The organism is Mycobacterium sp. 852014-52450_SCH5900713 (genome assembly GCF_001667075.1).
GTDB lineage: Bacteria > Actinomycetota > Actinomycetes > Mycobacteriales > Mycobacteriaceae > Mycobacterium.
Map to the genome: position 1 here is coordinate 1 of NZ_LZIL01000051.1, position 26,709 is coordinate 26,709.

At 67.9% G+C, this 26,709-nt stretch carries 25 protein-coding genes and 1 pseudogene; 9 read left to right on the forward strand and 17 right to left on the reverse strand.

From position 1 onward, the window contains the following. Window positions 1-336: 336 nt before the first annotated feature. The gene (locus A5773_RS15635; protein WP_066951828.1) at window positions 337-1,569 is read right to left on the reverse strand and encodes an MFS transporter; all 1,233 of its coding nucleotides are present in this window, start codon (window positions 1,567-1,569) and stop codon (window positions 337-339) included. Between the two features lie 134 nt (window positions 1,570-1,703). After that, window positions 1,704-1,994, reverse strand: coding sequence for a metal-sensitive transcriptional regulator (locus A5773_RS15640; protein ID WP_066951830.1), 291 nt, complete (start codon window positions 1,992-1,994; stop codon window positions 1,704-1,706). Between the two features lie 113 nt (window positions 1,995-2,107). On the opposite strand from A5773_RS15640, the gene ilvD reads away from it, so the two are divergent. Continuing rightward, window positions 2,108-3,823: a dihydroxy-acid dehydratase gene (gene ilvD, locus A5773_RS15645; RefSeq protein WP_066951832.1), complete on the forward strand. Its 1,716-nt coding sequence runs from the start codon at window positions 2,108-2,110 to the stop codon at window positions 3,821-3,823. A gap of 33 nt (window positions 3,824-3,856) precedes the next feature. On the opposite strand, the gene A5773_RS15650 is transcribed toward ilvD, so the two are convergent. After that, entirely contained in the window at window positions 3,857-4,297 is a 441-nt protein-coding gene (locus A5773_RS15650; RefSeq protein WP_066951833.1) for an SPW repeat protein, read from the reverse strand. Window positions 4,298-4,459: 162 nt separating this feature from the next. Between A5773_RS15650 and A5773_RS15655 the strand changes: the two genes are divergently transcribed. Further along, complete coding sequence (locus A5773_RS15655) at window positions 4,460-5,443, forward strand: nitronate monooxygenase family protein (RefSeq protein ID WP_067791501.1); 984 nt, start codon at window positions 4,460-4,462, stop codon at window positions 5,441-5,443. Between the two features lie 6 nt (window positions 5,444-5,449). On the opposite strand, the gene A5773_RS15660 is transcribed toward A5773_RS15655, so the two are convergent. Then, the gene (locus tag A5773_RS15660; protein ID WP_066951838.1) at window positions 5,450-6,106 is read right to left on the reverse strand and encodes an O-methyltransferase; all 657 of its coding nucleotides are present in this window, start codon (window positions 6,104-6,106) and stop codon (window positions 5,450-5,452) included. A 49-nt stretch (window positions 6,107-6,155) separates the two neighbouring features. Next, complete coding sequence (locus tag A5773_RS15665) at window positions 6,156-7,217, reverse strand: LOG family protein (RefSeq protein ID WP_067791503.1); 1,062 nt, start codon at window positions 7,215-7,217, stop codon at window positions 6,156-6,158. Between the two features lie 569 nt (window positions 7,218-7,786). Here A5773_RS15665 and A5773_RS25660 point away from each other — a divergent pair. Further along, window positions 7,787-7,933, forward strand: a complete 147-nt coding sequence (locus A5773_RS25660) for a metallothionein (protein ID WP_082948264.1) — start codon at window positions 7,787-7,789, stop codon at window positions 7,931-7,933. 108 nt (window positions 7,934-8,041) lie between these two features. On the opposite strand, the gene A5773_RS15670 is transcribed toward A5773_RS25660, so the two are convergent. From A5773_RS15670 to A5773_RS15685, 4 genes are all read right to left on the reverse strand, one after another. Beyond that, complete coding sequence (locus tag A5773_RS15670; protein WP_067791593.1) at window positions 8,042-10,117, reverse strand: beta-glucosidase; 2,076 nt, start codon at window positions 10,115-10,117, stop codon at window positions 8,042-8,044. A 50-nt stretch (window positions 10,118-10,167) separates the two neighbouring features. Further along, on the reverse strand, window positions 10,168-10,680 hold the full coding sequence (locus A5773_RS15675; RefSeq protein ID WP_066951841.1) for a TIGR04338 family metallohydrolase: 513 nt from the start codon (window positions 10,678-10,680) through the stop codon (window positions 10,168-10,170). Next, window positions 10,677-11,426 carry a DUF2786 domain-containing protein gene (locus A5773_RS15680; protein ID WP_067791506.1) on the reverse strand — a complete coding sequence of 250 codons (750 nt, stop codon included), beginning with the start codon at window positions 11,424-11,426 and terminating at the stop codon, window positions 10,677-10,679. The genes A5773_RS15675 and A5773_RS15680 overlap by 4 nt, the downstream gene beginning before the upstream one ends. A gap of 123 nt (window positions 11,427-11,549) precedes the next feature. Beyond that, window positions 11,550-12,398: an alpha/beta hydrolase gene (locus tag A5773_RS15685; protein ID WP_156664352.1), complete on the reverse strand. Its 849-nt coding sequence runs from the start codon at window positions 12,396-12,398 to the stop codon at window positions 11,550-11,552. Between A5773_RS15685 and A5773_RS15690 the strand changes: the two are divergent. Then, window positions 12,337-13,465, forward strand: a pseudogene (locus tag A5773_RS15690) (sigma-70 family RNA polymerase sigma factor). The gene A5773_RS15685 and the pseudogene A5773_RS15690 overlap by 62 nt on opposite strands. Next, window positions 13,462-14,871 carry an alpha/beta hydrolase domain-containing protein gene (locus tag A5773_RS15695; RefSeq protein ID WP_067791510.1) on the forward strand — a complete coding sequence of 470 codons (1,410 nt, stop codon included), beginning with the start codon at window positions 13,462-13,464 and terminating at the stop codon, window positions 14,869-14,871. Before A5773_RS15690 ends, A5773_RS15695 begins: the two are co-directional and overlap by 4 nt. Here A5773_RS15695 and A5773_RS15700 read toward each other — a convergent pair. Then, entirely contained in the window at window positions 14,868-16,001 is a 1,134-nt protein-coding gene (locus A5773_RS15700; protein ID WP_082948259.1) for a dihydrodipicolinate reductase, read from the reverse strand. The genes A5773_RS15695 and A5773_RS15700 overlap by 4 nt on opposite strands. A gap of 108 nt (window positions 16,002-16,109) precedes the next feature. Between A5773_RS15700 and A5773_RS15705 the strand changes: the two genes are divergently transcribed. From A5773_RS15705 to A5773_RS15720, 4 genes are all read left to right on the forward strand, one after another. After that, window positions 16,110-16,934 carry a MarR family transcriptional regulator gene (locus A5773_RS15705; protein WP_067791597.1) on the forward strand — a complete coding sequence of 275 codons (825 nt, stop codon included), beginning with the start codon at window positions 16,110-16,112 and terminating at the stop codon, window positions 16,932-16,934. Between the two features lie 25 nt (window positions 16,935-16,959). Beyond that, entirely contained in the window at window positions 16,960-17,685 is a 726-nt protein-coding gene (locus tag A5773_RS15710) for a pirin-like bicupin family protein (protein ID WP_066951848.1), read from the forward strand. Between the two features lie 34 nt (window positions 17,686-17,719). After that, window positions 17,720-19,102 (forward strand): YhgE/Pip domain-containing protein, encoded by a 1,383-nt coding sequence (locus tag A5773_RS15715; protein WP_067791512.1) that lies wholly within the window; start codon window positions 17,720-17,722, stop codon window positions 19,100-19,102. Between the two features lie 79 nt (window positions 19,103-19,181). Continuing rightward, window positions 19,182-20,288: a phosphodiester glycosidase family protein gene (locus A5773_RS15720; RefSeq protein ID WP_156744853.1), complete on the forward strand. Its 1,107-nt coding sequence runs from the start codon at window positions 19,182-19,184 to the stop codon at window positions 20,286-20,288. Here the strand turns inward: A5773_RS15720 and A5773_RS15725 are convergent. Genes A5773_RS15725 through A5773_RS15755 form a run of 7 tightly spaced genes read right to left on the reverse strand, consistent with a single transcriptional unit; the run spans window position 20,281 to window position 26,674 of the window. Further along, window positions 20,281-20,955 carry a YoaK family protein gene (locus A5773_RS15725; protein WP_066951856.1) on the reverse strand — a complete coding sequence of 225 codons (675 nt, stop codon included), beginning with the start codon at window positions 20,953-20,955 and terminating at the stop codon, window positions 20,281-20,283. The two genes, A5773_RS15720 and A5773_RS15725, sit on opposite strands and share 8 nt — an antisense overlap. An 18-nt stretch (window positions 20,956-20,973) precedes the next feature. Further along, complete coding sequence (locus A5773_RS15730; RefSeq protein WP_066951858.1) at window positions 20,974-21,684, reverse strand: mammalian cell entry protein; 711 nt, start codon at window positions 21,682-21,684, stop codon at window positions 20,974-20,976. After that, window positions 21,651-22,205 carry a mammalian cell entry protein gene (locus A5773_RS15735; protein ID WP_066951860.1) on the reverse strand — a complete coding sequence of 185 codons (555 nt, stop codon included), beginning with the start codon at window positions 22,203-22,205 and terminating at the stop codon, window positions 21,651-21,653. The genes A5773_RS15730 and A5773_RS15735 overlap by 34 nt, the downstream gene beginning before the upstream one ends. Beyond that, on the reverse strand, window positions 22,202-23,173 hold the full coding sequence (locus A5773_RS15740) for an RDD family protein (RefSeq protein ID WP_067791516.1): 972 nt from the start codon (window positions 23,171-23,173) through the stop codon (window positions 22,202-22,204). Before A5773_RS15740 ends, A5773_RS15735 begins: the two co-directional genes overlap by 4 nt. Continuing rightward, window positions 23,170-24,009, reverse strand: coding sequence for an Mce protein (locus A5773_RS15745; protein ID WP_066951866.1), 840 nt, complete (start codon window positions 24,007-24,009; stop codon window positions 23,170-23,172). The genes A5773_RS15740 and A5773_RS15745 overlap by 4 nt, the downstream gene beginning before the upstream one ends. Beyond that, window positions 23,979-25,529 carry a virulence factor Mce family protein gene (locus A5773_RS15750; protein ID WP_066951869.1) on the reverse strand — a complete coding sequence of 517 codons (1,551 nt, stop codon included), beginning with the start codon at window positions 25,527-25,529 and terminating at the stop codon, window positions 23,979-23,981. The genes A5773_RS15745 and A5773_RS15750 overlap by 31 nt, the downstream gene beginning before the upstream one ends. Then, on the reverse strand, window positions 25,523-26,674 hold the full coding sequence (locus A5773_RS15755; RefSeq protein ID WP_066951872.1) for a virulence factor Mce family protein: 1,152 nt from the start codon (window positions 26,672-26,674) through the stop codon (window positions 25,523-25,525). The genes A5773_RS15750 and A5773_RS15755 overlap by 7 nt, the downstream gene beginning before the upstream one ends. Window positions 26,675-26,709 lie beyond the last annotated feature (35 nt).

Sequence of the window (26,709 nt, forward strand, 5' to 3'; positions counted from 1 at the left end):
GGGGCCGGGGCCGGGGGGGGGGGGGGGGGGGGGCCAGGGGGGGGGGGGGGGGGGGGGGGGGGGGGGGGGGGCCCGCCACCACGCCCGGATCACCGGGGGCCGGGTCCGGATCCGCCAGCGCCGGAGCGGCGCTCAAGACCAGTGCCAAACCCATGACCGAAGCCAATCCGGCTGCGTTCAGGGCGGCCCAAAGCCTCCCTCGCGTCCAGCCCGACATATGCATCCCTCCACGCTCGAGTTCCTGACACAGTGTGGCATAGGGCGCACTCCAGCTAACGTATTCCGGGGTGCCCCGGCGCCCCGTTCCGACCGCATTTGCGCCGTTGAGCTGGCCAGCTATGAATCGCGTGAGCTTGTCGGCGCAACGTCGAGTGCGTGGCGGTTGGCCGCCGCACCGACCAGCGCGGCGGCCATCAAACCGGCCGAGGCGACCAGCATCAGGACAATGCTGCGCTCGTACAGCAGGCCGCCGGCCAGCGCGCCCGCCATGATGCCCACCTGAAACGCCGTCACGTACAGGCCCGACGCCCCGTCGGGATCGTCGGCCCCACTGCGCATCGCCGCGGACTGCATCATCGGCGACACGGCGGTCGCCATCGCCCCCCAGAGCACGATCGCGGCGGTCCCGATCAGGGCTGCCGCCGCGGCGGGCCGCCCGCCCAGCGCCAGCGCGGTCAGCACGACGAACGCGGCCGTCAAGCCGGTCATGCAGCCGATGATCGCCCCTTTGGGCCGCCGGTCGAGCGGCCGCGCCACCAGGCCCACGGCGACCACCCCGGCGGCGCCATAGGCGGCCAGCACCCACGCGAGGTTGGGCCCGCGCACGCCGACAACTTCGCGGATGATCTCCACGATGTAGGTGTACGAGACGAAATGCCCGGTCACGCCGACCATGGTGATGATGCTGACGATGATCAGCCGGCGGTTGCGGTGGTGGCGGGCCCGGGGCCCCACGCACTTGAGCTGGTCCGCGGTCAGCACCATCTCCGGCAGCATCACTCGGGCGGCCACCGTGACGATGGCGGCGGCCACGGTCACGCACACGACCGCCAGGCGCCAACCCCACATCAGGCTCATGGCCGCGGTCAGCGGGCTCCCGACGACCAGCGCGAGGCTGGTCCCGATGTAGATCGACATCGTCGCGCGGCCGGCGTGGCTGGGCGGCACCAGCCGGGTCGCGATCGGCGCGATGACCGACCAGAGCAGGCCGTGGGTGACGGCGCAGAGCACGCGACCGGCGGCCAGCACCGCGAAGGTGGGCGCCAGCGCGGAGATCACCTGGGAGACGGTCAGGCAGGTCAGGCTGAGCACCAGCACCCGGCGCCGCGGCAGGTGCGCGGTCCAGCGCACCAGCGGGATCGTCGTCAGGGCCGCCACCAGGGCGTACCACGACAGCAGGGTGCCCACCAGCACCAGGCTGACGTGCAGGTTGCGGGCGATGGCCGGCAACGCGCCGACGGGCAGGATTTCGGCAGTGACATAGATGAACGCCGCCGCGGCCAGCACAACGAGTTGGGCGGCGATCCGTGGGGTCCACGTTCGCGCGGCAGCATTGGGTTCGGCAGTCATGGCGTCGGTATCGGCCGGGCTACCCAGGTCCTGGGTTGTCGCGCCTAATGCGATCACACTGCCTTAGCGTACGGACCGCAACTACGGCTCCCCCCTTGTCAGGGCCGGAGTTCGGGTCTCAACTCGATCACCAATCAGGAACGAACCAGGCGCGCGATGGCGGCGGAGGCTTCGGCGAGCTTGTGATCCGCATCGTCGCCGCCCTCGGCCACGGCCCGGGTGACGCAGTGGTTGAGGTGCTCGTCAAGCAGGTTCAGTGCGACGGAACGCAGCGCGCTGTTCACGGCGCTGATCTGGGTGAGGACGTCGATGCAGTACTTGTCTTCCTCGATCATCCGGGCGATGCCTCGCACCTGACCCTCGATGCGCCGCAGCCGCTTGGCGTAGTTGTCCTTCTGCTGCGAATATCCGTGCGCGTTCGTCATCGCCTGCCTCACCTCTGCCACTTCGCGCCCGTCGGCGCCACGAACCCACTTTATACCCCGCCCGGGTATGACCCGCGGATTTGCCGTCCGGCCAGTTCACGCATACTTGCAGGATGGCCACAACACGCGATGCGACTGGAGTCACCGACATCAAACCGCGCAGTCGTGACGTAACCGACGGCCTGGAGAAGGCCGCCGCCCGCGGCATGCTGCGGGCGGTCGGCATGGGTGACGAGGACTTCGCCAAGCCGCAGATCGGGGTGGCGTCGTCGTGGAACGAGATCACCCCGTGCAACCTCTCGCTTGACCGGCTCGCCAAGGCGGTCAAGGAAGGCGTGTTCGCGGCCGGCGGCTATCCGCTCGAGTTCGGGACGATCTCGGTTTCCGACGGCATCTCGATGGGCCACGAGGGGATGCACTTCTCGCTGGTGTCGCGCGAGGTGATCGCGGACAGCGTCGAGACCGTGATGCAGGCCGAGCGCCTCGACGGGTCGGTGCTCCTGGCCGGCTGCGACAAGTCGCTGCCCGGGATGCTGATGGCCGCCGCGCGCCTGGATCTGGCGGCGGTGTTCCTGTATGCGGGCTCCATCCTGCCCGGACGAGCGAAGCTGTCCGACGGCACGGAACGCGAGGTCACCATCATCGACGCGTTCGAGGCCGTGGGCGCGTGCGCCCGCGGCTTGATGTCCCGGGAGGACGTCGATGCGATCGAGCGCGCGATCTGTCCCAGCGAGGGCGCGTGCGGCGGCATGTACACCGCCAACACGATGGCCAGCGCCGCGGAGGCCCTCGGCATGTCGCTGCCCGGCAGCGCGGCGCCGCCGGCCACCGATTACCGCCGCGACGGGTTCGCGCGCCGCAGCGGCCAGGCCGTCGTGGAGTTGTTGCGTCGCGGCATCACCGCCCGCGACATCCTCACCAAGGAGGCCTTCGAAAACGCCATCGCGGTGGTGATGGCATTCGGCGGGTCGACCAACGCCGTGCTGCACCTGCTGGCGATCGCGCACGAGGCCGACGTCGAGCTGTCGCTCGACGACTTCAGCCGGATCGGTTCCAAGGTTCCGCACCTGGCCGACGTCAAACCGTTCGGCCGCCACGTCATGTCGCACGTCGACCAGATCGGCGGTGTGCCGGTGGCGATGAAGGCGCTGCTGGACGCCGGTCTGCTGCATGGGGACTGCCTGACGGTGACGGGCCGGACCCTTGCCGAGAACCTGGCCGCGATCGACCCGCCCGACCCGGACGGCAAGGTGCTGCGGGCCCTGGACAATCCCATCCATCCGACCGGCGGCATCACGATCCTGCGCGGGTCGCTGGCGCCCGAGGGCGCGGTGGTCAAGTCGGCCGGTTTCGACTCGCAGGTGTTCGAGGGCACGGCAAGGGTTTTCGACGGCGAGCGCGCCGCGCTGGACGCCCTCGAGGACGGGACGATCACCAAGGGCGACGCCGTGGTGATCCGCTACGAGGGCCCCAAGGGTGGGCCCGGGATGCGGGAAATGCTCGCGATCACCGGCGCGATCAAGGGCGCCGGACTGGGTAAGGACGTGCTGCTGCTGACCGACGGTCGCTTCTCCGGCGGGACGACCGGCCTGTGCGTGGGCCACATCGCCCCCGAGGCGGTCGACGCCGGGCCCATCGCCTTCCTGCGCGACGGCGATCCGATCCGCCTGGACGTTGCCAACCAGGTCCTCGACGTCCTCGTCGATCCGGCCGAATTCGATTCCCGGCGAGAGGGTTTCACCCCTCCCCCACCGCGCTACCAGACCGGCGTACTGGCCAAGTACGTCAAGCTGGTGAGCTCCGCGGCGATCGGCGCGGTCTGCGGTTAGGTCCGATCGCCGCTTCGCTCAACGGGTTTGGAATTATGCGCGGGTCGCCGCCTCGCGCGTGCGCCTGCCGAAGTACGTGGCGTTGAGGCCCAGCAGCGTCAGCAACGCACCGGCAACGATGTTCGACCACATCATGCCGGCGGTAAGCGCGACGTCCGGCAGAATCCACAGCGAGACGATGGCCCACACGCCGAGCACCGGCATCGTCCAAGTCATGCCGTGGGCTCGGTCGAGCGCCGTGGCGAACCCGTACGCCAAGAACGCCGCCGCGATTCCGGCAACCAGGTTGGACGTGGCGAGCGATCCCGTCGCGCTGAAACCCACCATCCACGGTGACGCGGCCACGTACAGGCCGGTCAGCAACGCCAGTCCGAAGGTGACGTGCGCACTCATCGACTCGGCGACGCGGTCATAGCTCGCGCGCAGAGCCAACAAATCCGGGTGGTGATCGATTGATGAATGGACTGTACTCATTTTGTGACCTTTCTGTTATGCAGCAAGCCCGTTGTGTGACAAGCACTGTGGGCTGTCTGCACCCATCCATCTGCCGTCAAGATTACGCTCGATCGCGGTGCGCCAGCAACGAAATCAAGCCCGCCATAAGCGGGATTGACCGCCCGCGTAGCGTCGTAGGACATGGACATCGTGGACCGGCTGCGCCTGGATGTTCCGGTCGCGCAGGCGGGCATGGGCGGTGGCCTGGCGGGCGGGGCGCTGGTGGCCGCGGTCGCCCAGGCGGGCGGCCTCGGCACCCTGGGCCTGGCCACCCCGCGCCAGCTCCGGGCGGCCATCGATCAGGTGCGCCAGGGGGCGCCGGGCCGCGCTATCGCGGTGAACTTGTTGATGCCCTTCGTGCATCGCTCGCACGTCGCGGTCTGCGTCGATGCCGGTGTTGACGCCGTCGTGCTGGCGTTCGGTGAAAAGCGGGGACTCGTGCAGCACCTTCGCGATGCCGGCATCTTCGTCTTCGTGATGGTCGGTACCGCGGCACAGGCAGGCGCCGCTATCGGTTGGGGCGCCGACGGTTTGATCGCCCAGGGCCGCGAGGCCGGTGGCCACCTCGTCGGCACCATGCCGGCACTGCAGTTCCTGCCGCAGGCGCTGGCCGCGGCCGGCACTCGCCCGGTGTTTCTCGCGGGCGGTATCGCCACCGGCGCCGACAGCCGGGCCGCCCTGGCGGCGGGCGCCAGCGGCGTTGTCGCCGGAACGCGATTCCTGATGACGCACGAGGCCAACGCCAACCGGGAGTATCAGCGGCGAGTAGCCCAGGCGGACAAGACGATCGAAACGAACTTGTTCGGCCTGAGCTGGCCGCTGCGGCATCGCGTCGTGCCCAACGCCGCGACGCGGCGCTGGTGCCGCGACGACGGCTGGGCGAAGACTTTGCCGGCGTCCATCAACGCGGCGAGCCGCTCGATGGCCGCGCTGGGCTACTTCGACGCCGGCGCATTGATGCGCCTGCAGTCGGCGGGCCGCCCGCTGTTCACGCCGCTCGCACCGCTCGCGGAGATGCCCGATGCGTGGGTGGACCGGGCGGCGCTGTACGCCGGTGAAACCGCGCTGCGCATCGGCGAACTCACCTCCGCCGCCCAGGCGGTCGCCGACCTCAGCCCGCGCTGATCGACGCTAGCGCACCAACGCGAGCGCGAAGCCATCCCAGCGCTTGGCTCCCACCGTTTGGATCACCGCCGTGTCGAGTCGCGGGTGCTCACCCATCAGCTCCAACGTCTCGCGCACGGCCCGCGCCTGGGCGTTGTCCTGCGGTTCCAGGACCTGCCCTTCTCGAACGACGTTGTCCGCCACGATGAGTCCGCCGGGACGGGTTAGCCGGACAGCCCACTGAAGGTACGCGACATAGTTCTCTTTGTCGGCGTCGATGAACACCAGATCGAACGGGTCACCGTTCAATGTCGGCAGCGTGTCCAGCGCGGCGCCCACGATCACCTCCACCCGGTCGGCGAGCCCCGCCCGCTCCAGGTTGGCCCGTGCGACCTCGGCGTGCCTGGGCTCGTATTCCAGCGTCACCACCCGGCCCTGCGGGCCGGCACCGCGGGCCAGCCAGATGGTGCTGAAGCCGCCCAGCGTGCCGAGCTCGAGGATGCGGTGTGCCTGGATAGCCCCGGCCAACAGGCTCAGAAACTTGCCCTGCTGGGCCGACACGGCGATCTGCGGTAGCCCGGCGGCGTCGCTGGCTTCCACCGCCGCGCTCAGGGCCGGATCGTCGCCAACCACGGTGTTGTCCAGAAAAGCGTCGACGTCTTGCGGGGTCGGTTTCTCAATCATCAGCCAACGCTAGCCCGAGCGCACCCTCGCACCGTCGATCGCTCCTGCCTTATCTGGGTTGGCGTGCCAAGGTCATCATTGGCCCGAATCCCAGCGCCTCCATGCGATGGGCCGTCTTGGCTTTCGACGGTGCGTGTCCCAACAGCGTGTCGACGGCGTCGTCCACCGTGTCGACGATCGCGACCAACCGGTCGAAATCGCTCAACGACATTCCCATCTTGTTGACGAATAAGGCTTGCAGGACGGGACGAACCGGCAGGACATTCGTCCAATAATCCTCACCGAAGAAGACCATCGGGGCGAACTGCTCTGGATGGGTCAGATAGTAATTCTGCCGCGCATCCTGAAAGACTTCCTGCAGGGTGCCCGCCGTTCCTGGTGTGTAGATGATGCCGTTGGCGGCCAGCGACAGGAGTACGTCCTCGCGAATGCTGTTCTGAAAGTACTTGGCAACCGATGTCGCGAACGGAGTGATCGGCTCGTTTCCGTAGTACCAGGTTGGTACCGCCAGGCTCTGCCCGCCGTTGCCGATTTGCGCTTCAGCGAGCTCGAATGCCGGCCTAGCCCACGCGTGTAGTTCGCGCACGATGGCCATGTCGATCTCACCACTGGCGCCGACCACTTTTGCGCTGGCGGGAAGCTCAGGAACTGACCGCAATTGTTCCAGCGCGTGCGTAACCTGGTCGTCACTCGCAGGTGCGAACAACGCTCCCAGATGTGTTGCCTCCATCGCGCCGGGTCCGCCACCACTGGCAACGAAGCAACCGCTGTTGGTGAGCCGGCGTGAAATCTCAACTACGTGAGCATAGTTCGGGGCGTCCCGAGATGCGTCATGTCCGCCCATAATGGCGACGGTCGGCCTGTCAACGGCTTCGAGTAGTCGTGTCATGGCTTGCATTATCGAGTTGTCGTGGAGCGCCTCGATCATGCCTGCGTAGGGATCCGTATGTGCAGCACCGCCGTTGGCTATGAAATAGCGATAGGAGCGGAAGTCCAGCGTCGAAGCCATGCTGTCGGGTTTGGTGATGTCATAGCCGGCCATCAACTCCATCGACGTATAGAGCTCGTACCGAATGGGCTGGAATGGCACGTCAATAGGTTGCTTGGCCATGACTATCCCTATTGTGTTTTGTACGAGGGCTTCTCGGGAGAGTTCCTAATGTCACAACGGCGTTGTACTGCAACATATCTCGGTTGCGCACGCCGGGAGCTCTTCTCTTACCCAACGGATGGGACCGCTCATCGCTAGAGACATGAGCTGTAGTGTAACCGCCGAATGACGCGTGTCGCCCATCCCACGTCACCGATGTAGTGGCAGGTGCACAAGGAGCGCCAAGGATCCATGGCCGATCTATGACACGACCGCCCCGGTACATCAAGCGTCAAACCATGCTGCGATTTGGGCGAAGCTGAAGTGACTTCGTCGACGCCCGGAAGCCGCCGGCGTCTCTGCGGCTTGCGCGGGACCAGACAGCCCTGCGCGAGCGGCCAATCGACGACGGCCGAGGACTCTCACGCTCAGACCCGATACGACGCATTCAGATACAGCAGATTGCTTCAGAGTGCGTTGAACACCGGAACTTCCTCGCGCCCCTTCCCCGGATACCCATGGGGGGTATATAGTGACGATGTGTTCGATCACAGCCGTAGGAGTCCACGACAAAGGAATGGGTGAGTGAAATGGCAAATTACGAAGCAGGCACCGAACTGACCTGTGGCCACGAGGGCTGCGGGTGCCGCGTTCGCATCGAGGTTCCCTGCCACTGCTCAGGTTCGGGCGAGCCGTACCGCTGCACCTGTGGCGACGAGCTGACCCCGGTCAACTAATCCGCTGAGGCCCGCGTCGAGTGTGCGTCCAGGGCGGCGACGCGCCGGGGAAACCAAACCCTGAGCGCACAGTCAAAGCCGTGAACGCACACTCGATGCGGCCGGGAATCAGCGCCCGAACGTACGACCGGCGAGCTGCACCGCCGCCGCCAGCCGCGGCGCGACCGCCGACGCGCTGACCGCGACCAGATAGCCGCCCGCCCTGATGCGCCAGCGTCCCACGGTGCCGTCGTAGCGGGCGAGCAGGCGCGGGTCGGCCTCGATCGTGACGCGGCGGGTGGCGCCCGGATCGAGCTCGACCCGTTCAAATCCCAGCAACCGCAGGCATTCTCGGTCCGGGTCGGCGGTCAGGTACAGCTGCGGGACGTCGGCGCCGGCGCGGTCGCCGGTGTTGACGACGCTGAAGCTTGCGGTCACCGTGTCCCCTCCGGTTACCGCCAGATCGCGGTATGCAAAGTCGGTGTACGACAACCCATGACCAAAGGCGAACATCGGGGCCTCACCGGTGGTGGCGAACCAGCGGTAGCCGACATCCGATCCCTCCATGTAGTCGACCGTGCTCGGCTCCCCCCATGGCAGGCCAAGGCCGGGCAGCTCCGGGCGCGGCGTCTGACGCAGGTCGACCGGGAAGGTGATCGGCAGCCGGCCCGACGGATTGACCTGGCCGGCAAGGACTTCCGCGATGGCCCGGCCGCCGGACTGTCCCGGATACCAGGCCTGCACGATGGCCTGGACCGAGTCCCGCCAGGGCATGTCCGCCGGGTTGCCGGTTTCGAGCACCACGACGGTGTTGGGGTTGGCGGCCGCCACGGCGGAGATCAACGCGTCCTGTCCCCAGGGCAGCGACAGGTCGGCGATGTCGAAGCCCTCCCCTTCGGCGCGGATCGCGAACACGATGGCGATGTCGGCGCGCCGCGCCGCGAAGACGGCCTCGGCGGGACTGGCGCCGGGGTCGAACTCGATTTCGGCGCTGGGGAATTGCTTTCGCAGCTCGTCCAGCGGGCTGGACGGCAGCAGGTGCAGCTTGCGCAGCCCGGCCTCCAGCCCCGAGCCGCCGATCGGGATGACGGCCGCGTAACCACCCGGCGGGACGACGGTGCTCGACCCGTAGCCGGCGGGCACCCCGGCGTGGGCATATCCGCCGATGACGGCGATCCGGGCGGTCGATGCCGGCGCCAGGGGGAGCAGCCCGCGGTTGGTCAACAGCACGATTCCCTGCCGGGCGATCCGCAACGCGATCTCGTTGTGCGCGGCCATGTCCGGCGCGGGCGCGGCTTCGGGCCGGTCGACGCCGACCGCGAACATCGACCGCAGGATCCGCCGGACCATGTCCGAGAGGCGTTCGTGGGTCAGCCTGCCGTCGGCGTGGGCGGCCCGCAGCGGCGCACCGAATGTCTCCGACTGCCACAGCAGCGCGTCGATCTGCGCCCCGCACTCTTGGTCCAGCCCGGCCGGCGCGCACTCCCAGGACGGCGTCGCCCCCCAGTCGGACATGACCCAGCCCCGGTATCCCCAGGCATCTTTCAGCACCCCGTTGATCAGGATTTGGTTGGCGGCGGCGTATGTTCCGTTGACCTTGTTGTAGGCGGCCATCACGGCACCGGGCCGCGCGCGCTCGATGGCCATCTCGAAGGCCAGCAGGTCGGATTCGCGATGCGCGTCGGGGTTGATGACCGCGTCCAAGAAGTGCCGATTGGTCTCGTTGCAGTTCAGCGAGAAGTGCTTGACGGTCGAGATCACACCTTGCCGCTGGATGCCGTCGATCGACTCCGCGGCGATGGCCGCGGTCAAAAGCGGGTCCTCGGAAAGGTATTCGAAGTTGCGTCCGTTGCGCGGGTCGCGCGCGAGGTTCATGGCGCCGGCGAGTTGCACGTTGAACCCGCGGCTGCGGGCCTCCCGGCCGATCACCTCACCCGCGGCGCGGGCGAGTGCCGGGTCGAAGCCGGCGGCCAGCGCCAGCCCGGCGGGCAGCGCGGTGGCCGTGTCGCCCGGGCGATAGCCCGGATTGGTCACACCCAGCCCGGCATCGCTCATCAGCAAAGCCGGCACGCCGAGCCGCGGAACGCCGGGGACGTAGGCGGCGCTCATCGGAACATCCGGCGGGATGCGCTCGTCGCGAACGGGCCACATTTCACCGGCACCCATCACCCCGACCAGCAACGCGAATCGCTCGTCGTCGGTCATCCGGGCTTCGACCTCGCGCGCCCGGGCATCCGCGTCGCCGCCGAACGAGCTCACCGCACACCCTCTTTCGCGTACACGACGCGCAGCACGTGCCCGAGTTCCGGCCCCATCACCAGCTCCGCCAGCTCCCAGAACGTCGCGACGAACTCCGGGCCGTGGGGCGGCTCGGCCTGGCACAGGTGGTGCGCGACTTCGTGGAGCACCACCAGCTCGCGCAGCGCCCAGTCGGCGGTGTCGCGGTCGGGGACCGCGATAATGCCTGCGCCATCACGAAATTCGTAGTGGGCCGCGGTGGCGGCCTGTCGCGGACGCACCCGAAGCGGCGGGGCGGAGGGCCACCGCCGGCGCACCGCCGGCAACGCAAGCACCTGGTCAACATAGCGCTGGGCAGCGGAGACCGAGCCGAATCGTCCCTCCGGCGGCAGCGTGAGCTGCGCGCCGAAGAAGTCCACGGTGCGCGACCCGTGTTCGGCGGCACGATCGAACAGCGTCCGGACGAACTCCTCGGCCGCGTACACCTTGGCTCGCTGGGAGTCCCGCTTGCCGGACCGCGCCGGGCTCACCGGCCCAGCGGGGCGCGCGCTCCGGGCAGTTCGGGGCTGTTGCCCAGCCGCGCCCGCCGACCGGCGCGGTCGCCGGCGCGCCGCGCCGCCGAGGAATAACCGGACGTCGCCCGGCTCACCTGATAGGTGCCGCGCGCCTTCGATGCGCTCCGGTAGTAGTCATGTAGCTCGACATCCTTGTCCCGCAGAGCAATAGCGGTGCCCGGTGGGCGCCTGCGGTCCTTGGTGGCCTCGCGCCGGGCCTCGTCGCGCGCGTCCGCCAAGCGCTGGCCCACCCGCGCCCCGAAGGCCAGCTGGAAGTTCAGCCGCGCGGTGATGGTCGGCGTGGGCCGGTGCGCGCCCGACGCGAGGTAGGCGTCCGACGCCCGCACCATCTGGACGACCAGGCTGGCGTACAACGCGTGGGTAGCGTCGATGTCCTCGGCGAACCCGTAGGCGTAAACGAACGTCGAATTCGATGCCACATCACAGCGCACGTCGTTGGCCAGGGCGATCAACACGAACAGCTGCACATACGTCCGCAACCCCTTGGTGCCCGCGTTTCCGATGGTGATGGTGCGCTGGGTCGGCGCCTGGGCGGGCGAGCGATTGGCGGCGTGCGAACGCGCCACCGCCAAGTCGATCGAGGCCGCCGTCGCCAACCGCTGCGCGGCGCTCATGAAGGCGTCCGCCTCGTGTGGGTTGTCGGTGCCTTCGGCCTGACGCAACAGCGCGGCGATGCGGGCCAGCATTTTGTCGTCGGTCATATGCGCCGCTCTCCCGCTCGCCGCTTCGCGGCCGGGGGCACCCCCACCGCATCACTTCGTTCTGCATCGTCGCCGGCGCGCGTCATATGCGCCAAACTACGGGAGCGATCCGACACATTCGGCTCAGAGCCGGGCGGTGATCCACGAGACCACGTCGCCAAGCACCTGGTCGCGCTCCGGCTCGTTGAAGACCTCGTGGTAAAGCCCCGGGTAAACCTTCAATTGCACGTCGGTGGAGCCCACGCACTCGACCAGTCGCCGGCTGCCGGCGACGGCGATCAGACGGTCGTCGGATCCGTGCACCACCAGCAGCGGCGCGGTCAGCGCCGGCGCGCGTTCCGGCATCGTCTCGCCGACCTGCAGGAGTGCCCGACCGATGCCGGCCGGGACCTTGCCGTGGTACACCAGTGGATCGTTCTTGTATGCCTTCACCACCGCGGGATCCCGGGAGATGGCGTCGACGTCGAGCTCCTGCACCGGCAGGCCGGGCACCAGGGCGCCGAGTACCCGGGCGGCCAGCACCATCAGCGGCGAGACCTGATCCTGCGCCGCCACCGCCGGCCCGGACAGCACCATCAGGTCGTAATTGTCGGGGCGTTCGACGCCGTAGGCGAACACGATGGCGCCGCCCATGCTGTGCCCGAGCACGATGCACTCGAGCCCGGGATGCTCGCGGGTGGCGATCCGGACCAGGCTGTCGAAGTCCGCGGTGTACTCGGAGATGTCCCGCACCAGCACCCGCTTGCCGCCCGAGCGGCCGTGCCCGCGGTGGTCCAGCGCGTACGTGACCAGGCCCGCCGCACCGAAGCGCTGAGCGACGTGATCGTAACGCCGGGCATACTCGCCGAGACCATGCGACAGGACGACCACCGCCCGCGGCGCGATGTCGGGTGTCCAGACGTCGTAGACGATGCGCACGCCGCCGAATCCGTCGAAGTTCCGTTCGTCGCGGTTCACCACGGTCCTAGTCATTACGGGCAGCGTAATGGCTCCCGCCGCAGGTCGCCGCGCCAGACACTGCCGTAGGCTCTCCCATCGTGGGGCTGCTCGCGCAAAACACCGCCGACTCCGAATTCGTCCCGACGGTCGACGGGGACTTCTCGGCGCATGCCGAACCGTACCGTCGTGAGCTGCTCGCCCACTGCTACCGGATGACCGGGTCGTTGCACGACGCGGAGGATCTGGTTCAGGAAACGCTGCTGCGGGCGTGGCGGGCCTACGACAGCTTCGAAGGCAAGTCCTCGGTGCGGACGTGGCTGCATCGCATCGCCACCAACACCTGCCTGAGCGCGCTGGAGGGCCGGCAACGCCGGCCCTTGCCGACCGGCCTGGGCGCGCCCAGCGCCGACCCGACCGCCGAGCTGCAGGAGCGCCGCGAGGTGCCCTGGCTCGAGCCGCTTCCGGATCCGACGAATGACCCGGCCGACCCGTCGGTCATCGTCGGGTCGCGCGAGTCGGTGCGGTTGGCGTTTGTCGCCGCGCTGCAACACCTTTCACCCCGGCAGCGAGCAGTGCTGCTGCTGCGCGACGTGCTGCAGTGGAAGGCCGCCGAGGTGGCCGAGGCCATCGGTACCACCACGACCGCCGTCAACAGCCTGCTGCAGCGGGCCCGCTCCCAGCTGGACGCCGTCGGACCCAGCGCCGACGACCGGTTGGCCCCGCCGGATTCGGCCGAGACGCAGGACCTGTTGGACCGCTACATCGCCGCCTTCGAGACCTACGACATCGACCGCCTGGTGGAGTTGTTCACCGCCGAGGCGATCTGGGAGATGCCGCCCTACACCGGCTGGTACCAGGGTGCGCGGGACATCGTCACCCTCATTCATCAGCAATGCCCCGCCGAGTCCCCCGGCGACATGCGCCTCCTGCCGCTGGTCGCCAACGGCCAGCCCGGCGCCGCGATGTACATGCGGGCCGGGGACCGGCACGTCCCCTTCCAGTTGCACGTCCTGGACGTGCGCGGCGACCGGGTGTCACATGTGGTCGCGTTCCTCGACGAGAAGCTGTTCGCGAAGTTCGGGCTGCCCGATTCGCTATGACCGGCCCGCTCGACATCACACCCGTACCCGGGCGCCCCCTGCTGCTGTTGGGCGCTTTCGACCTCGCCGGCGTTGGCTACCGCGCCGAGGAGTTCTTCGTGTCCGGGACGGCCACCTCGTATGCCCCCGCGGCGGCTCTGGAGCCCGACGGCCGGTGGAGCGTAACACCCTCCGCGACAGCGGATTACACCACCCGCATGGTGGTGTTGACACCCGCGGATCCCGCACGGTTCAACGGGACGGTGCTGGTCGAATGGCTCAACGTGAGCGGCGGCATCGACGCGCCCGCGGTGTGGATGATGGCGCACCGGGAGATCATTCGCGCGGGCTACGCGTACGTCGCCGTCTCGGCCCAGCGTGTCGGGATCGACGGTGGCGCGAGTCTGCTCGGGGTCGACATGTCGCTGAAGAGCCAGGACCCGACGCGCTATGCGCCCCTGCGCCACCCGGGTGACGCCTTCTCCTACGACATCTTTTCTCAGATCGGCGGGCTGATCAAAAGGCCCAGCGGCACAGGGGTTTTGGGTGATCTGCGGGCCCGGCACGTCATTGCGTTGGGCGAGTCGCAGTCGGCGATGTTTCTCACCACCTACGTCAACGCGGTCGACCCACTGGCCGCGACGTACGACGGCTTCTTCGTCCATTCGAGGTTCGGCCCCGCCGCACCGCTCGACGGAACCTCCATCTTCGACGAAACCGGTGCGCCCCAAGCGGTCGCGTTCCGCCCGGACCTGCGGGTGCCGTTGCTGACGATCATCACCGAGACCGATCTCTTCGGTGGCGCACGGGAGGGCTATTTCTTCGCCAGACAGCCTGAGAACCAATGGCTGCGGGTCTGGGAGATTCCCGGCGCCGCGCACGCCGACAACTACACCATCCAGGTGGCGCCTATCGACAGCGGTTCGGCACCGCTCACGCACCTCGTCGCCGCCTACGCACCGACCAACGTGCTCTTGGGACAACGCTTTTCGCACAACATCAACTTTGCCCCGCAGCACCACTACGTGGCACAGGCGGCGATCGCCGCACTGGACGCATGGGTGGGCACGGGTGCGCCGGCGCCCAGCGCGGCGCCCATGCAGGTGCACGATGCCTATGGACCGCAACCCGTTCCGGATGCCAACGGCCTGGCGCAGGGCGGCGTCAGAACGCCGTGGGTGGACGTGCCGGTCGCGCGAACCTCCGGGCTCGGTGGCGACGAGGGCATCATGGCCGGGCTCTTCGGCTCCGGCGAACTCTTCGACGCCGACACGTTGCGCCGCCTCTACCCAGGGGGGATGACGCAATACCTGGAACGCTTCACCGCGGCCCTCGATGCGTCGATCGGCAGCGGGTTCATCCTGGCGGCGGACCGGGCCGAGATCCTCGAACTCGCCGCCGCCACCTATCCGGGCGACCGGCCCTAGAACAGGCGGCTGTCCGGCGGCGGTCCCGCCACCGGGCGGACCAAGCCGGCCCCGGTGATCAGCGGCAGGTCCAGCGCCGAAAGCAGCCCGGGTGGGGCCGCGCACACCGCGGGGATGGCGTTGACCATCCGCGAGGCGCCGGCGATGCGCGCACCCAGGTCATGGTCGTGGTCTTCGGCCATCTCGAATTCGCACCGCATGCTTGGGGATCCCTCGATCTCCACCCGATACAGGCCGCGACCGGAGGCGGCCCCGTAGCCGAGGTCCTTCGGCGGGATCGAGATGTTCGGCTGCGGCCAGTCCGGCGCGACGTCGTCACGCATCCGGGTCACGTGGTCGAGGATGAAAGTTGGCTTGCCGCCGACGTATCCGGTCAACGTGGAGCGCATGGCCGCGATGGTCCCGGCGGCGATGTGGCCGGTGGGCGTGTCGAAGGACTCGGTGGCGGGGATGCGTTCGTTGCCTTCCTCGATGTTGTCGATCTTGACCCCCAGGCCGGCGGCGAGCTGGTGCAGAACGGGCCCCCAGCCGAAGGCGAACATCCCGGGCTGGGCCGCAAACGCCTGGTACTCCGGCGGCTTGCCGAACCCGAGGATCTCGTACACCGCCGCCCGGTCCGGATAGGTGGCGTAGTTGAACATCTCCGTCACCCGCACCGAATCGATCGACCTCGAAACCCCGGTAAGCACCAGCGGCAGAACGTCATTGGCGAACCCGGAGTCGATGCCGGTGGTGAAGAACGACGCACCGCCGTCGTGCGCGGCCTGCCGCAGCGGGTCGGTGAATGCGGCGTCAACCCCGTCGGGGAAGACCAGCGGCACCACCGAACAGGACACCACGTTCTTGCCGGCCCGCAGGATCGAGGCCATGTCCTTGACGGCGTCCAGCGGTCGCAGGTTGGCGCCGGCGGCGTACACCACCGCGTCGGCCTCGCCGGCGAGCAGCGCCGCCGGGTCCTGGGTGGCCACCACCCCGACCGGCCCGGACCCGCACAGCTCGCCCGCGTCGCGGCCCGCCTTGGCATCGCTGTGCACGACAAGGTCGACAAGCTGCAACTCCGGGTGGTCGATCACGCCGCGCAGCGCGATCACCCCCATGGAACCCGGCCCCCACACTCCCACCTTGATCATGACGGAATATCTCCTAATATTAGGACGGTTATCCTTGTATTTTGGACGGATCGTAGGGAGGTGTGCATCGGTACGTCAACCGCCAAATCGCCGCCCACCGTCCGCGTGATGGATGTGCTTGCCGCGCTTGCGGATTCCCCGCGCGGGCTGGCGTCGGCCGAGCTGGCGAAGCGCTGCGCGATAAGCACCTCCACCTGCGCCCTGGTGCTGGCCGAGCTGGAGGGGCGAGCCTGGGTGGCCCGTCGCGAAGATCGGCGGTATGTGCTCGGCAGCGGCCTGTTCGGGCTGGTGCACGGCCTGCGCGAGCAGTTTCCGTTGCTGGACCGCGGCCGCGCGGCGCTGCGATTCCTGCACGAGACGCTCCGCGCGGGCTGCTCGATGTCGAGAATCGGCGGCCGCCACCTGACCACCGTCGACGCGGTCGGCCATGGCACCGACGGCGGACAGGCCGTCGGCCAGCGCTTCCCCATCGACCCGCCGTTCGGCCTGGTGGCGATGGCCTGGCGCGAGGAGGAGTTGGTCAACGCCTGGCTGCAACGAGTGCTACCGCGGCTGACCCGGTCTGAAATCACGGAACACCAGCGGGTGCTCGCCGCTATCCGCGCGCGTGGCTACGGCGCGTGGCGCTTCGACGACACCCATCAGTCGCTGCACAACCGGCTGGCGGACGTGCTCGCGTCCCTGGAGCCGACGGCCCGGGTCACCCGTCAGCTCACCACCCTGATGACGATGGTGACGCTGCAATCGGTCACCGACACCCTCGAAAGCGACTTGGGGGCAGCTGAATTCGTGGTCCTGCCGATTTTCGGGCCGGACGCCCAGCCCGAGTACCAGATCGAGATCCACTTGGGCCGCCCCGCCAAGCTGACCCTGCCCGAGCTCGACGCCGCCCTCCGGCATGCCCAAGGACTGCTCACCGCGACGGTGGCCTGACCGCGCCGCCGATTAGGCTGACGGCATGGCAGCCCACGCGGAAGTTCGTCGCGCGGATGCGCGGGCCGTCACCACCACGCCCTGGCTGACCTCCCGGCACTCGTTCTCGTTCGGCGACCACTACGACCCGGACAACACGCACCACGGACTACTCCTGGTGAACAACGACGACATCGTCGCGCCCGGAACCGGATTCGACACGCATCCGCACCGGGACATGGAGATCGTGACCTGGGTCTTGCGGGGTGAACTGGCACATCAGGACTCCATCGGCAACCGCGGCGTCATCTATCCTGGTCTGGCCCAGCGCATGTCGGCGGGCAGTGGAATCCTGCATTCGGAGAAGAACAAATCGTCCACGGAGCCAGTGCATTTCGTTCAGATGTGGGTGGTGCCCGACGAGGCCGGCATCGCCCCGGGCTATCAACAGCACGAGATCGACGCGAAGCTGTTGGACGGCACACTCGTGACGATCGCCTCCGGCATCCCGGGGCAAGGCGGTGCGATCGCCCTGCACAACCGCAATGCCGCGCTGCACGCCGGGCGGTTGCGGACGGGCGACCAGGTGACCCTTCCCAAAGCGCCCTACCTGCACCTATACACGGCCCGGGGCGCACTCACCTGCGAAGGCGTGGGCGACCTGCAGGAGGGTGACGCCGTTCGGTTCGCCGACGATGCCGGCCGGCGAGTGACGGCGAACGAGCCATCGGAGCTATTGGTCTGGGAGATGCACGCGAAGCTCGGCGACTGAGCCCATAGAGTGGGCGTGACAGACAGGAGCCGGCATGTCTCAAACGCGATCGCAACACGCGGCGCCGAACCCCAACCGGAACATCAAGGCGGTCCGGACCGTACGCTTCTGGGCGGCGCCGCTGGTCATCACGCTGGCCCTGATGTCGGCGTTGTGCGCGCTGTACCTGGGCGGCATCTTGAACCCGATGACCAACCTGCGGCACTTCCCCATCGCCGTGGTGAACGAGGATGCCGGGCCGGGGGGCGCGGAGTTGACCGGGCGCTTGGTGAACGGCCTGGACAAGAACAAGTTCGACGTCCGCGTGCTCCCCCGTGACACGGCCAGGCATCAACTGGAGACGGGTCACGTATACGGTTCGGTGCTGATACCGCCGAGCTTCTCGTCGAAGCTGCGGGACCTGGGGACGAGTGCGCTGCTTCCCGGTCCTGCGGAACGGCCCGTGATCACGATTTCGACCAATCCGCGGGCCGGCACTCTCGGCGCCAGCATCGCCGGCCAGACCCTGAACATGGCGATGGGCGTGGCCAATGGCGAAGTGGGCGAACGACTTCTGGCTCAGGTCAAGGCGCAGACGGGCGGCGCCCCGCTCGCCGGAGCCGCCGAAGAGGGCCTTTCCACTCCGATCGAGATCGAGTCGACTGTGTACAACCCGCTGCCCAACGGCACCGGCAACGGGCTGTCGGCCTTCTATTACGCGCTCTTGCTGCTGCTCGCGGGGTTCACCGGCAGCATCGTGGTCAGCACCCTCGTCGATGCGTTACTCGGTTACGTACCAGCCGAATTCGGCCCGGTGTATCGCTTCGCCGAGCAGGTCAGAATTTCGCGCTTCCAGACCCTGCTGCTCAAGTGGGCCATCATGCTGCTGCTGGGGCTGCTCACCTCGGCCGTTTACGTGGCCATCGCCCACGGGCTCGGAATGCCCATCGATCTCGGCTGGCAGCTCTGGGCGTACGGGGTGTTCGCGATCGCCGCGGTGGGCATCACCTCCAGCTCGCTGCTCTCGGTGCTGGGCACGGGCGGCCTGCTGGTCAGCATGCTGATCTTCGTGATCCTCGGGTTGCCGTCGGCCGGCGCCACGGTCCCGCTGGAGGCGACGCCGCCCTTCTTCCGCTGGCTGGCCGAATTCGAGCCCATGCATCAGGTTTTCCTGGGCGCTCGGTCGCTGCTGTACTTCAAGGGCCGTGCGGATACCGGGATATCGCAGGCGTTGATCATGACCGCGATCGGCCTCGCGATCGGCCTGCTGCTCGGCGGCGTCATCACCCACCTGTACGACCGCAAGGGGTATCACCGGATCCCCGGGGCGGTCGAGACGGCGATCGCCATGGAGCACCAGGCCCAACACCAGGCGCGCCAGGGCAAGCACGAGCGGACGATCGCCACTGAGCGCGAAAGCTCAAGCGGGGAAACGTAATTCGAACGCTGCCCAAGCGTCATCCGCCCGTTACTTAGATTGACAGTGTTACGGATGTGACTGATGATGTTGATGTTGCATCGAGATCACGGCGGAAAGGGCGATCGTGCTGACCCGACGCGCGGGCTTGCGCCGGCTGCTTTCCGGCTGCACCGCCGCGGTCGCGTGGGTCGCCCTGGCGTGCACGGGACTGCCGGTCGCGCACGCCGCCGACGGCCGCGATCTGCTGGCGAACGCCATCAACACCACCAAGGGTTCCTACCTGGTCTATAACTTCGGCCCCGGCCATCCCGCACCGATGCTCAACGCCGGCGGCAGTTGGTATGAGATGAACAACGGCGGCCACCTGATGATCATCAAGAACGCGGCGGGACGGCTCTCGCCCCACCTGCTGGTCGACACCCATCAGGGCGATCAGGCCCGCTGCGAGAACAATCCCGGGGCCCGCACCGGAGAGGGGCTCTGGCAGGCATCGGAACTCTATGCGCCACTGCAGGCGTGGCAGCGGATGGGTCAACCGACGATCGCGATCAACGCGAACTTCTTCGACGTGCGCGGGCAGAAGGCCGGCTCGTGGCGCCAGACCGGCTGCAGCTCACCGCTGGGCGCCTTCGTGGACAACACCCACGGGCAGGGCCGGGCCAACCAGGCCGTCACCGGCACCCTCGCCTACCCCGGCAAGCAGGGCCTGTCCGGCGGTGGCGAAAACTGGAGCGCCCTGACGACGATGATCCTGCCGTCCGGCGGTGCGCCGTACGTGGTGTGGCCCAAAACCAAGAGCGACTACGATTCCGCGACTCCGGTGGTCCAGGATCTCCTGAACAAGAACGAGCGGTTCGTGGCGGTATCCGGCATCGGGCTATTGGCGCCCGGCGAGACCGGGCAGCTGCGCGACGGCGGACCGAGCGCCGCGCGAACGGCTTTGGCGTACTCGCGGCAGAAGGACGAGATGTACGTCTTCGAGGGCGGCAGCTACACGCCGGACAACATGCAAGACCTGTTCCGCGGGCTGGGCAGCGACAACGCCGTGCTGCTCGACGGGGGCGGGTCGTCGGCCATCGTGTTGCGCCGCGACACCGGCGGCATGTGGGCCGGTGCGGGCTCGCCGCGGGGCTCCTGCGACACCCGGCAGGTGCTCTGCGATTCGCACGAGCGGGCGCTGCCCAGCTGGCTGGCCTTCAACTAGCCCGGCCGAAGCGGAATATCAAGAGGCTGGCCGCCACCACCGCCGCCGTGACGGCGAACACCGGCGCGACGACGAATCGTGACATCGTCGCCCCTAGGAACGCACCGGCACACATCGTCAACACGACGCCGAGACGCAACGTTTGCCGATCGCCCGTGCCGCCGGCCAGGCGGCTGTCCAGACCGAGGCTGACGATCGTCGACGTCAGCACCGTGGTGGACAGTTCCTGGATGCCGAACTGGCGGGCGCTCGAGTGCTGCAGACCGAACGTGACCGCGAGGATGCCGATCATGATCAGCTTGGTGTTGTCGTGATATCGCAGGATCCCGGTGCCGGCCAGGATCGCCAGGACCAGCAAAAGGGTTATCTCCATTGACAATACGGTGGTGATCCATTGCCGCGTCCGGTCGGCGAAAAGCCGGGAAATCCGGCCGCTGAGGATCGTGGTGCACACGAAGGTGGGCAGCGCCACCACGACCGCCGTCAGGTCGATGCTCGTCCTGGGCGCCAGCCAAAAACCCAGGAAGATAACGTTTCCCGTCATGTTGGCGACGAACACGTGGCCGAGCACCAGGATACTGATCGAGTCCGCCAGGCCGGTGGCGAAGGTCAACAGCAACAACGCCGCGACGGTCGATCGCTCCGACACCGGCGAGGTAACAGCCATGGGTCGTAGCAGACCGCGTTAGACGTGCGGCGTCAAATCCAGCGACGTGATCGTGGTCATCCTGGTCACCAGCCAGCGGCTCTTCACGCGCTTCAGGAACAGCCGGTAGGACAGGTACTTCAGCGACGGCACGTTCTTGGTCAGCGGGCTGGTGGACGTGGTGTTGGTGTACACGATGACAGCCGCATTGGCGTCGTCGATCGTCTCGACCGCCGCGCCGGTCACATCGGTGTGGTTGGTGATCTTGGCCTGCTTGTTGGGGGCCACGATGGCGTCGACGAACTTACGGTACTGCGCCTCGAAATCCCCACTGAGGTAGCGAGACGCGCGGTCGGCGAGGGTGTCCATGTTCTCCGGCGTGTACGTCCACAGGGTGGTGATCGCGTCGGCCGCCGTTCGCGCCACTTTGAGTTTCGTCGCCGCGGCGGCCCGATCGCTCAGATACGGCTGCACCGCCGCGCCGGCGAAGGCCGCCGACCCGACGAACAGCAAGGCGGCCACGACGACGGTGATGGCCAGCCGCTTACCGGCCAGCCATTTGCGCCGTTTGCGACCGGCGGGCTGCGTCTCGGCCGGCTCGGCTTCGGCGTCGTCGGTCGTGGATTCCGCTGCGGCAGAGGAGTCTTTGTCGGCATCCACCGACTCGGCGCGCTCCTCGGTCGCCGCCTCCTCTGCGGCGGCGCTCCCGTCGGCGGCTAGATCACCTGCTGCAGGTTGCTGATCTTCCACTGGCTTCCTTCCTGCGTGGTGGTCGCCGTCCACCGATTGGCGTTTTCCCAAACTTGTTTACCGTCCGGCGATTTCGAGCTGACCGAGGTGGCCACGATGACGGTGGCGCTGCCGTCGTCGTTCCATCGCTCCACCCCCGCGTCCAGGACGGTGCCGGTGGCCGGTTCGGCCCGGGCCACCTGCAGCAAGATCTCGTTCGCCTTGTCGCGGTACTCCTTGGCGAAGTCGCCGGTCGCCTGGGCGAGTACCCGCATCACGTAGTCGTTCGCATGGAAGGGATCGATGGAGGTGAACTGCGTCATGAAGCCGGTCACGTAGCTGAGCACCTCGCGATTCTTCGACGCGGCGCGCTCTCGGCTTTGATGGTTGATGAGCATCAGGGTGCACACCGTGATCGCGACCGTCATGACGAGCGCGGCGAGGGCGGTGGCCAGCGGCAGACCCCACGGTCGCCCCGGCGGCACCGGGTGCGCGACCAGCAGCGGCTCCTCGCCCGGCTGAAACTTGCGGCGGGGGCTCATTTTCCACTCCCGGGCGGTTTGGGCTTGGTGAGCACCGTGAGATCGTCGACGAGCCAATGGCCGCCGCCGTCTTTGACGAAAGTCACCCGAACGGTGGCGGAGATGTAGCGTTCATCGGGCGCCGCGCCGCGCCGCCCCTGCATGAACATCAGCATCGTCGCCCGATCGGGCGACGCGGACTGGATCGCGTGGTCGGTCACCCAGTACTCGTTGATGACCGGGTTGCCCTTCTGCACCATGTCCTGCTGGTCGGACAGCTGCTTCCGGTATTTGTCGGTCGCCAACGACAGGGCGCGATTGAAATCGTCGTGCAACGATTTCGGGTCGTAGGTCAGCATCTGCGCGACGATCTTCGGGCCCTGCGTGTCGAGCTGTGCCCGCGTTTGGTCGGTGGCCCGATCCCGGGAGAACACCGCCGCATAGCTCATCACCGCACCCGCGAGGCAAAGTCCCGCCGCGCCCAGCACCACCACCGTCGTCCACCGCCGAACGTCGAACGCCGGCTCCTCCGATTCCCGGCGCCGCGCTTCGGTGCGCAGCAGCATGTCGGCGAAGGTGCGGCGCCCCGAATCCCACAGCGGCCAAAGCCATCCCACCACCGATACGGTGTCGAGCAGGTGCGCCAGGTCCCGCAGCAGCAGCCCCCACGGTCCGATGGGTTCGCCGTTGCGCCGCACCACCGCGATGCCGAACAGCGCCCGCCCCACGCTCCAGCCGGTGACTGTCGGCAGCAGCAGCCGGTTCACCAACACGAGCAGGACGACGACCCCGATGACCGCGATGCACAGCCACCACCACACGCCGCCGGGCGGCACGGTGAAACCGGCCAGCGCCATCGTCGCCACCACCGCGGTACCGGGCAGGACGTCGACGGCGAGCGCGCCGGCGCGAATATGCCAGGGCGCCAACGCCTTCCGCGGGGACTCCTGGACGGCCGTGGCCGGTGGCTTCTCGACCACCACCGTCACTTCGTCACCTGGTCGAGCTTCGCTATCTTGTACTGCCCTTCCGCCTGCGCCATCTTCACGCGCAGCCGGTACCCGGTTTCGTTCTGGGTCTGATCGTTGGCGACCTTGACGCGGACCGCGACGAGCACCTCGACCGAACCATCGGGGTTGTTGCGTTCGACGGCCGCACGCATGTCCGACACCTGGACGTGAACGTTGGCGGCCTGATACGCCTGAACGAGCATGCTGGTGTAGAGCAGCGCTTGGGATCGGAAGGCGTCGGTGCCGCAGTCGATGATCTTCTGCTCACTCGCCGCCATCGCGTTGGTGTCGGGCGCCTGGGTCGCCGAAACGCAATCGACGGCCGCCTTGAGCGCCGCGGCATCGTTGCGGGCTATCACCTGGCTTTCGTGGTGGTAACGCAACGCGAAGTATCCACCGGCGCCGACGCCCGCGGCACAGAGCACGAGCACCGCCGAGATGCCTGCCAACCAGCCGCGGCCCAACCGCGACTCGCGCCGTACGGCTGCCGCCCCGAGCTCGGCTTCGGGTTCCGGCGGCTCCTCGGCGGCGGCCGCGGGACCGGTCTCCTCGGTCGCAGCCTCGGGTTCCGCCGCGGGCGCCTCGTCGGCCGACGGCTCGTCCGCCGTCGCCGCTTCGTCGATCGAGCCCGTCCCGTCGGCGCTGGTCGCTTCGGTGGCGTCCTCGGGTTCGGCCGAATCCTCAATCGTCACGTCGGGATTGGTCTGCTCGGCGGCGATCGCCGGGTCCTGGCTCCTCGGACGCCGCCTGCGCAGACGACGTAACTTCGGCATGGGTGGGGGGTTCAGCCGGCTGGCGCCAGCATCTCCTTCCATCCGTCGTCTCCTGTTCTGGCCGAGTTTTCGACGGAGTATTTAACTCCGTCTGGCCCTACCAGTTGACCGCTTTGGGGACTATAGACCGCCACGGGAGGTCCACCGGGGGTATAGACACACGGGTTGGGCTGCTGGCCGTTGCACTGCACGGTACCCGACCCCGGCCGCGACAAGGGGTCGCTGGTCGGCGGGGGCGTCCCCGACACCCGGTCCGAGGGCGCCGGGTTCAGGCCGGTGTCGATCGACGGCGCCGGGATCACCTGACCCGGTTTCACCGGCTGGTCACAGCGCGCCGCGGGGGCCGGGCAGGTCACGATCTGGTTGGGGTCGCCATACCAGGGGTTGGTCCCGGCCGGGACGTACGGGTGGGGGTCGCGGCATTCCCGGGGGGTAGCCGCCCGCTTGCCCTCGATGTCCGTACACGGGATGTTGCGCGAACCGCGCACGCTGTTGGCCGGGGTGTCCATCGGAATCTTGCAGTAGGTGCCCGACGGCAACGGCTGCAGGCTGGTGTCAGCCGGCGACCGCCACTCCGATGCCGGGATGAAGCCGGTCAGACACGGGGGCGGCTGGTTGATCGACAACGCCAGGTCCAGTGCCGCCATGTTGGGGAACGGCGCGGCCACCGTCTGGGCGATCGACGCGCCCTGAGGCAGGAACACCAGGACCTGTTCCAGGCCGGTGTGGTAACGCTTGAGCAGGTCGAACACCACCTCGAGGTTCGCCAGCGTCTGGGGCAGCGAATCCCGCACGTCGTTGAACACCTCGTTGACCTGATCGGCCGTCGGCGCCGCCTGGCGCAGCACGCTTTTCAGGTGCTGGTCTTCCTGCGCGGACTGCGCGCCCAATTTGTTCAGGTTGCGCGCCCAGCGTTCGATGGCATCGCCCGACTTGACCTGGCTGTCCAGCACCCCGCCCGAGTTTTGAATGATGTCGTTCACGTCGGTGATGTTGGTCTTGAAATCGCCGACGATCGCCTGCGTGGAGTCCACCAGCCGCTGCAGGGCGGGACCCAATCCACCCACGGATTGCGCCGTCTCGTCGAGCAATTGGGCAATCTTGTCCTTGGGCAGCACGGCGAGCCCGCGGTTGGCCGTGTCCAACGCCGGCCCGATCTCGGCGGGCACAGTGCCCTTCGTGATCGTCTGACCGTCCGACAAGAACTTGCCCGGGTTCCCGGCCGATTCCAGATCCAGGTACTGCTCACCGACGGCCGACACCGAGTGCACGTTGGCCGTCGCGTCGGTCGGGATCTTGTAGCGGCTGTCGATGCTCATCGTCGCTTTGGCGCCCCGCTCGGTCGGCTCGACGTCGGTGACCTTGCCGATCGTGATGCCGCGATACGTGACGTTCGCCGTCGGATACAGGCCGCCCGACGCGGGCAGGTCGGCCTTCAGCGTGTATCGGCCGATGCCCACCAGGCTCGGGATCTGCAGGTAGTACACCCCGAGCACGAGCAGCGAGATGACCGTCAGGATTCCGAACGCGATCAACTGGCGTCTGATGAAAGGAGTCAGCAATTCCTGTCCCCCCTTTCCACCAGTGGCCCACCGGGCGCGTCATTCGGGTTCGGCGTGTAGCGGACGTCGGGGATCATCGTCTCGGGGTCACGCCCGAACGACTGCTCGAGCGCCCGCAGTGCCCCCGACAATCCGGTGCCGGTGAGGAACGCGTTGTCGACGGAACTGTAGGTCACGTCGAGCGTCAGCGAAATGTTGATGTAGTCGCCGCGGAAGATCTTCGGCACGGTGTCGATGTCAAACGGCTGCGTCAGGATCAGCTTCAGCGCGCCGATCAGATACGGCGAGCCCTTGCCCAGCTCTTTGAGCGGACACTGCAGCGCCTGCAGGTCGGTGTGTAGCGGCCCGCGGGCTTCCGACAGGTACTGGTCGGCGGCCTGGCTGAGTCGTCCCACCGAGTCGACGGCGTTGATCAGCAGGTTCTTGGTGTCGGCGAAATGCTTGACCAGCGGTGGGATGTCGGTGAGCACCCGATCGAGGACGTCTGCCCGGGCACCCACGTAGGTGAGCAGCCGGTTGGTCGAGTCGATCGCGTGGGTGATGTCATCGCGTTGCTGGTTGACCTGGTCGGTGAAGGTGTCCAGCTTGCCGAGGAACGACCGGATCGCCTCGCCCCGCCCGTTGAAGATGTTGTAGACCTCGTTCTGCAGCACCTCCAGGTTGGGGATGCCACCGCCGCGCAGGATCAGCGAGAGGCTGGCCAGGGTCTGCTCGGTGGTGGGATACGAGGAGGAATTCTTCAGCGGAATGGTGTCGCCGCTCTTGAGCAGTTCTTGCGACGGGTTCGGCGGGGAGGCGAGCTCGACGTGCTGGGAGCCCAGCAGCGAGGTCTGACCGATCTTGGCGATGGCGTTCTTGGGCAGCTTGGTGTTCTTGTCGATACCCAGCGTCAGGGTGGCGATCCAGTTCTTCAACTGGATGGACTTGATCGACCCGACGAAGACGTCGGCGACCATCACCTTGCTGTTGCCGTTGATCGCCAGGGTGTCCGGCACCTGCACGTAGATCGTCATGGCGCCGGAGCCGCTGCCCGGGCCACCCGGAATCGCCACGTTGGAGATCCCGCGCCAGCCGCACGAGCTCAGCACCAGCGCGGCCACCAGCAGGACCATCGCCTGCCAGGCCCGGCGGCGAACCAGACTCATTGCGCGCCTCACTGGAAGTCGGTTCGGCTTGCTCC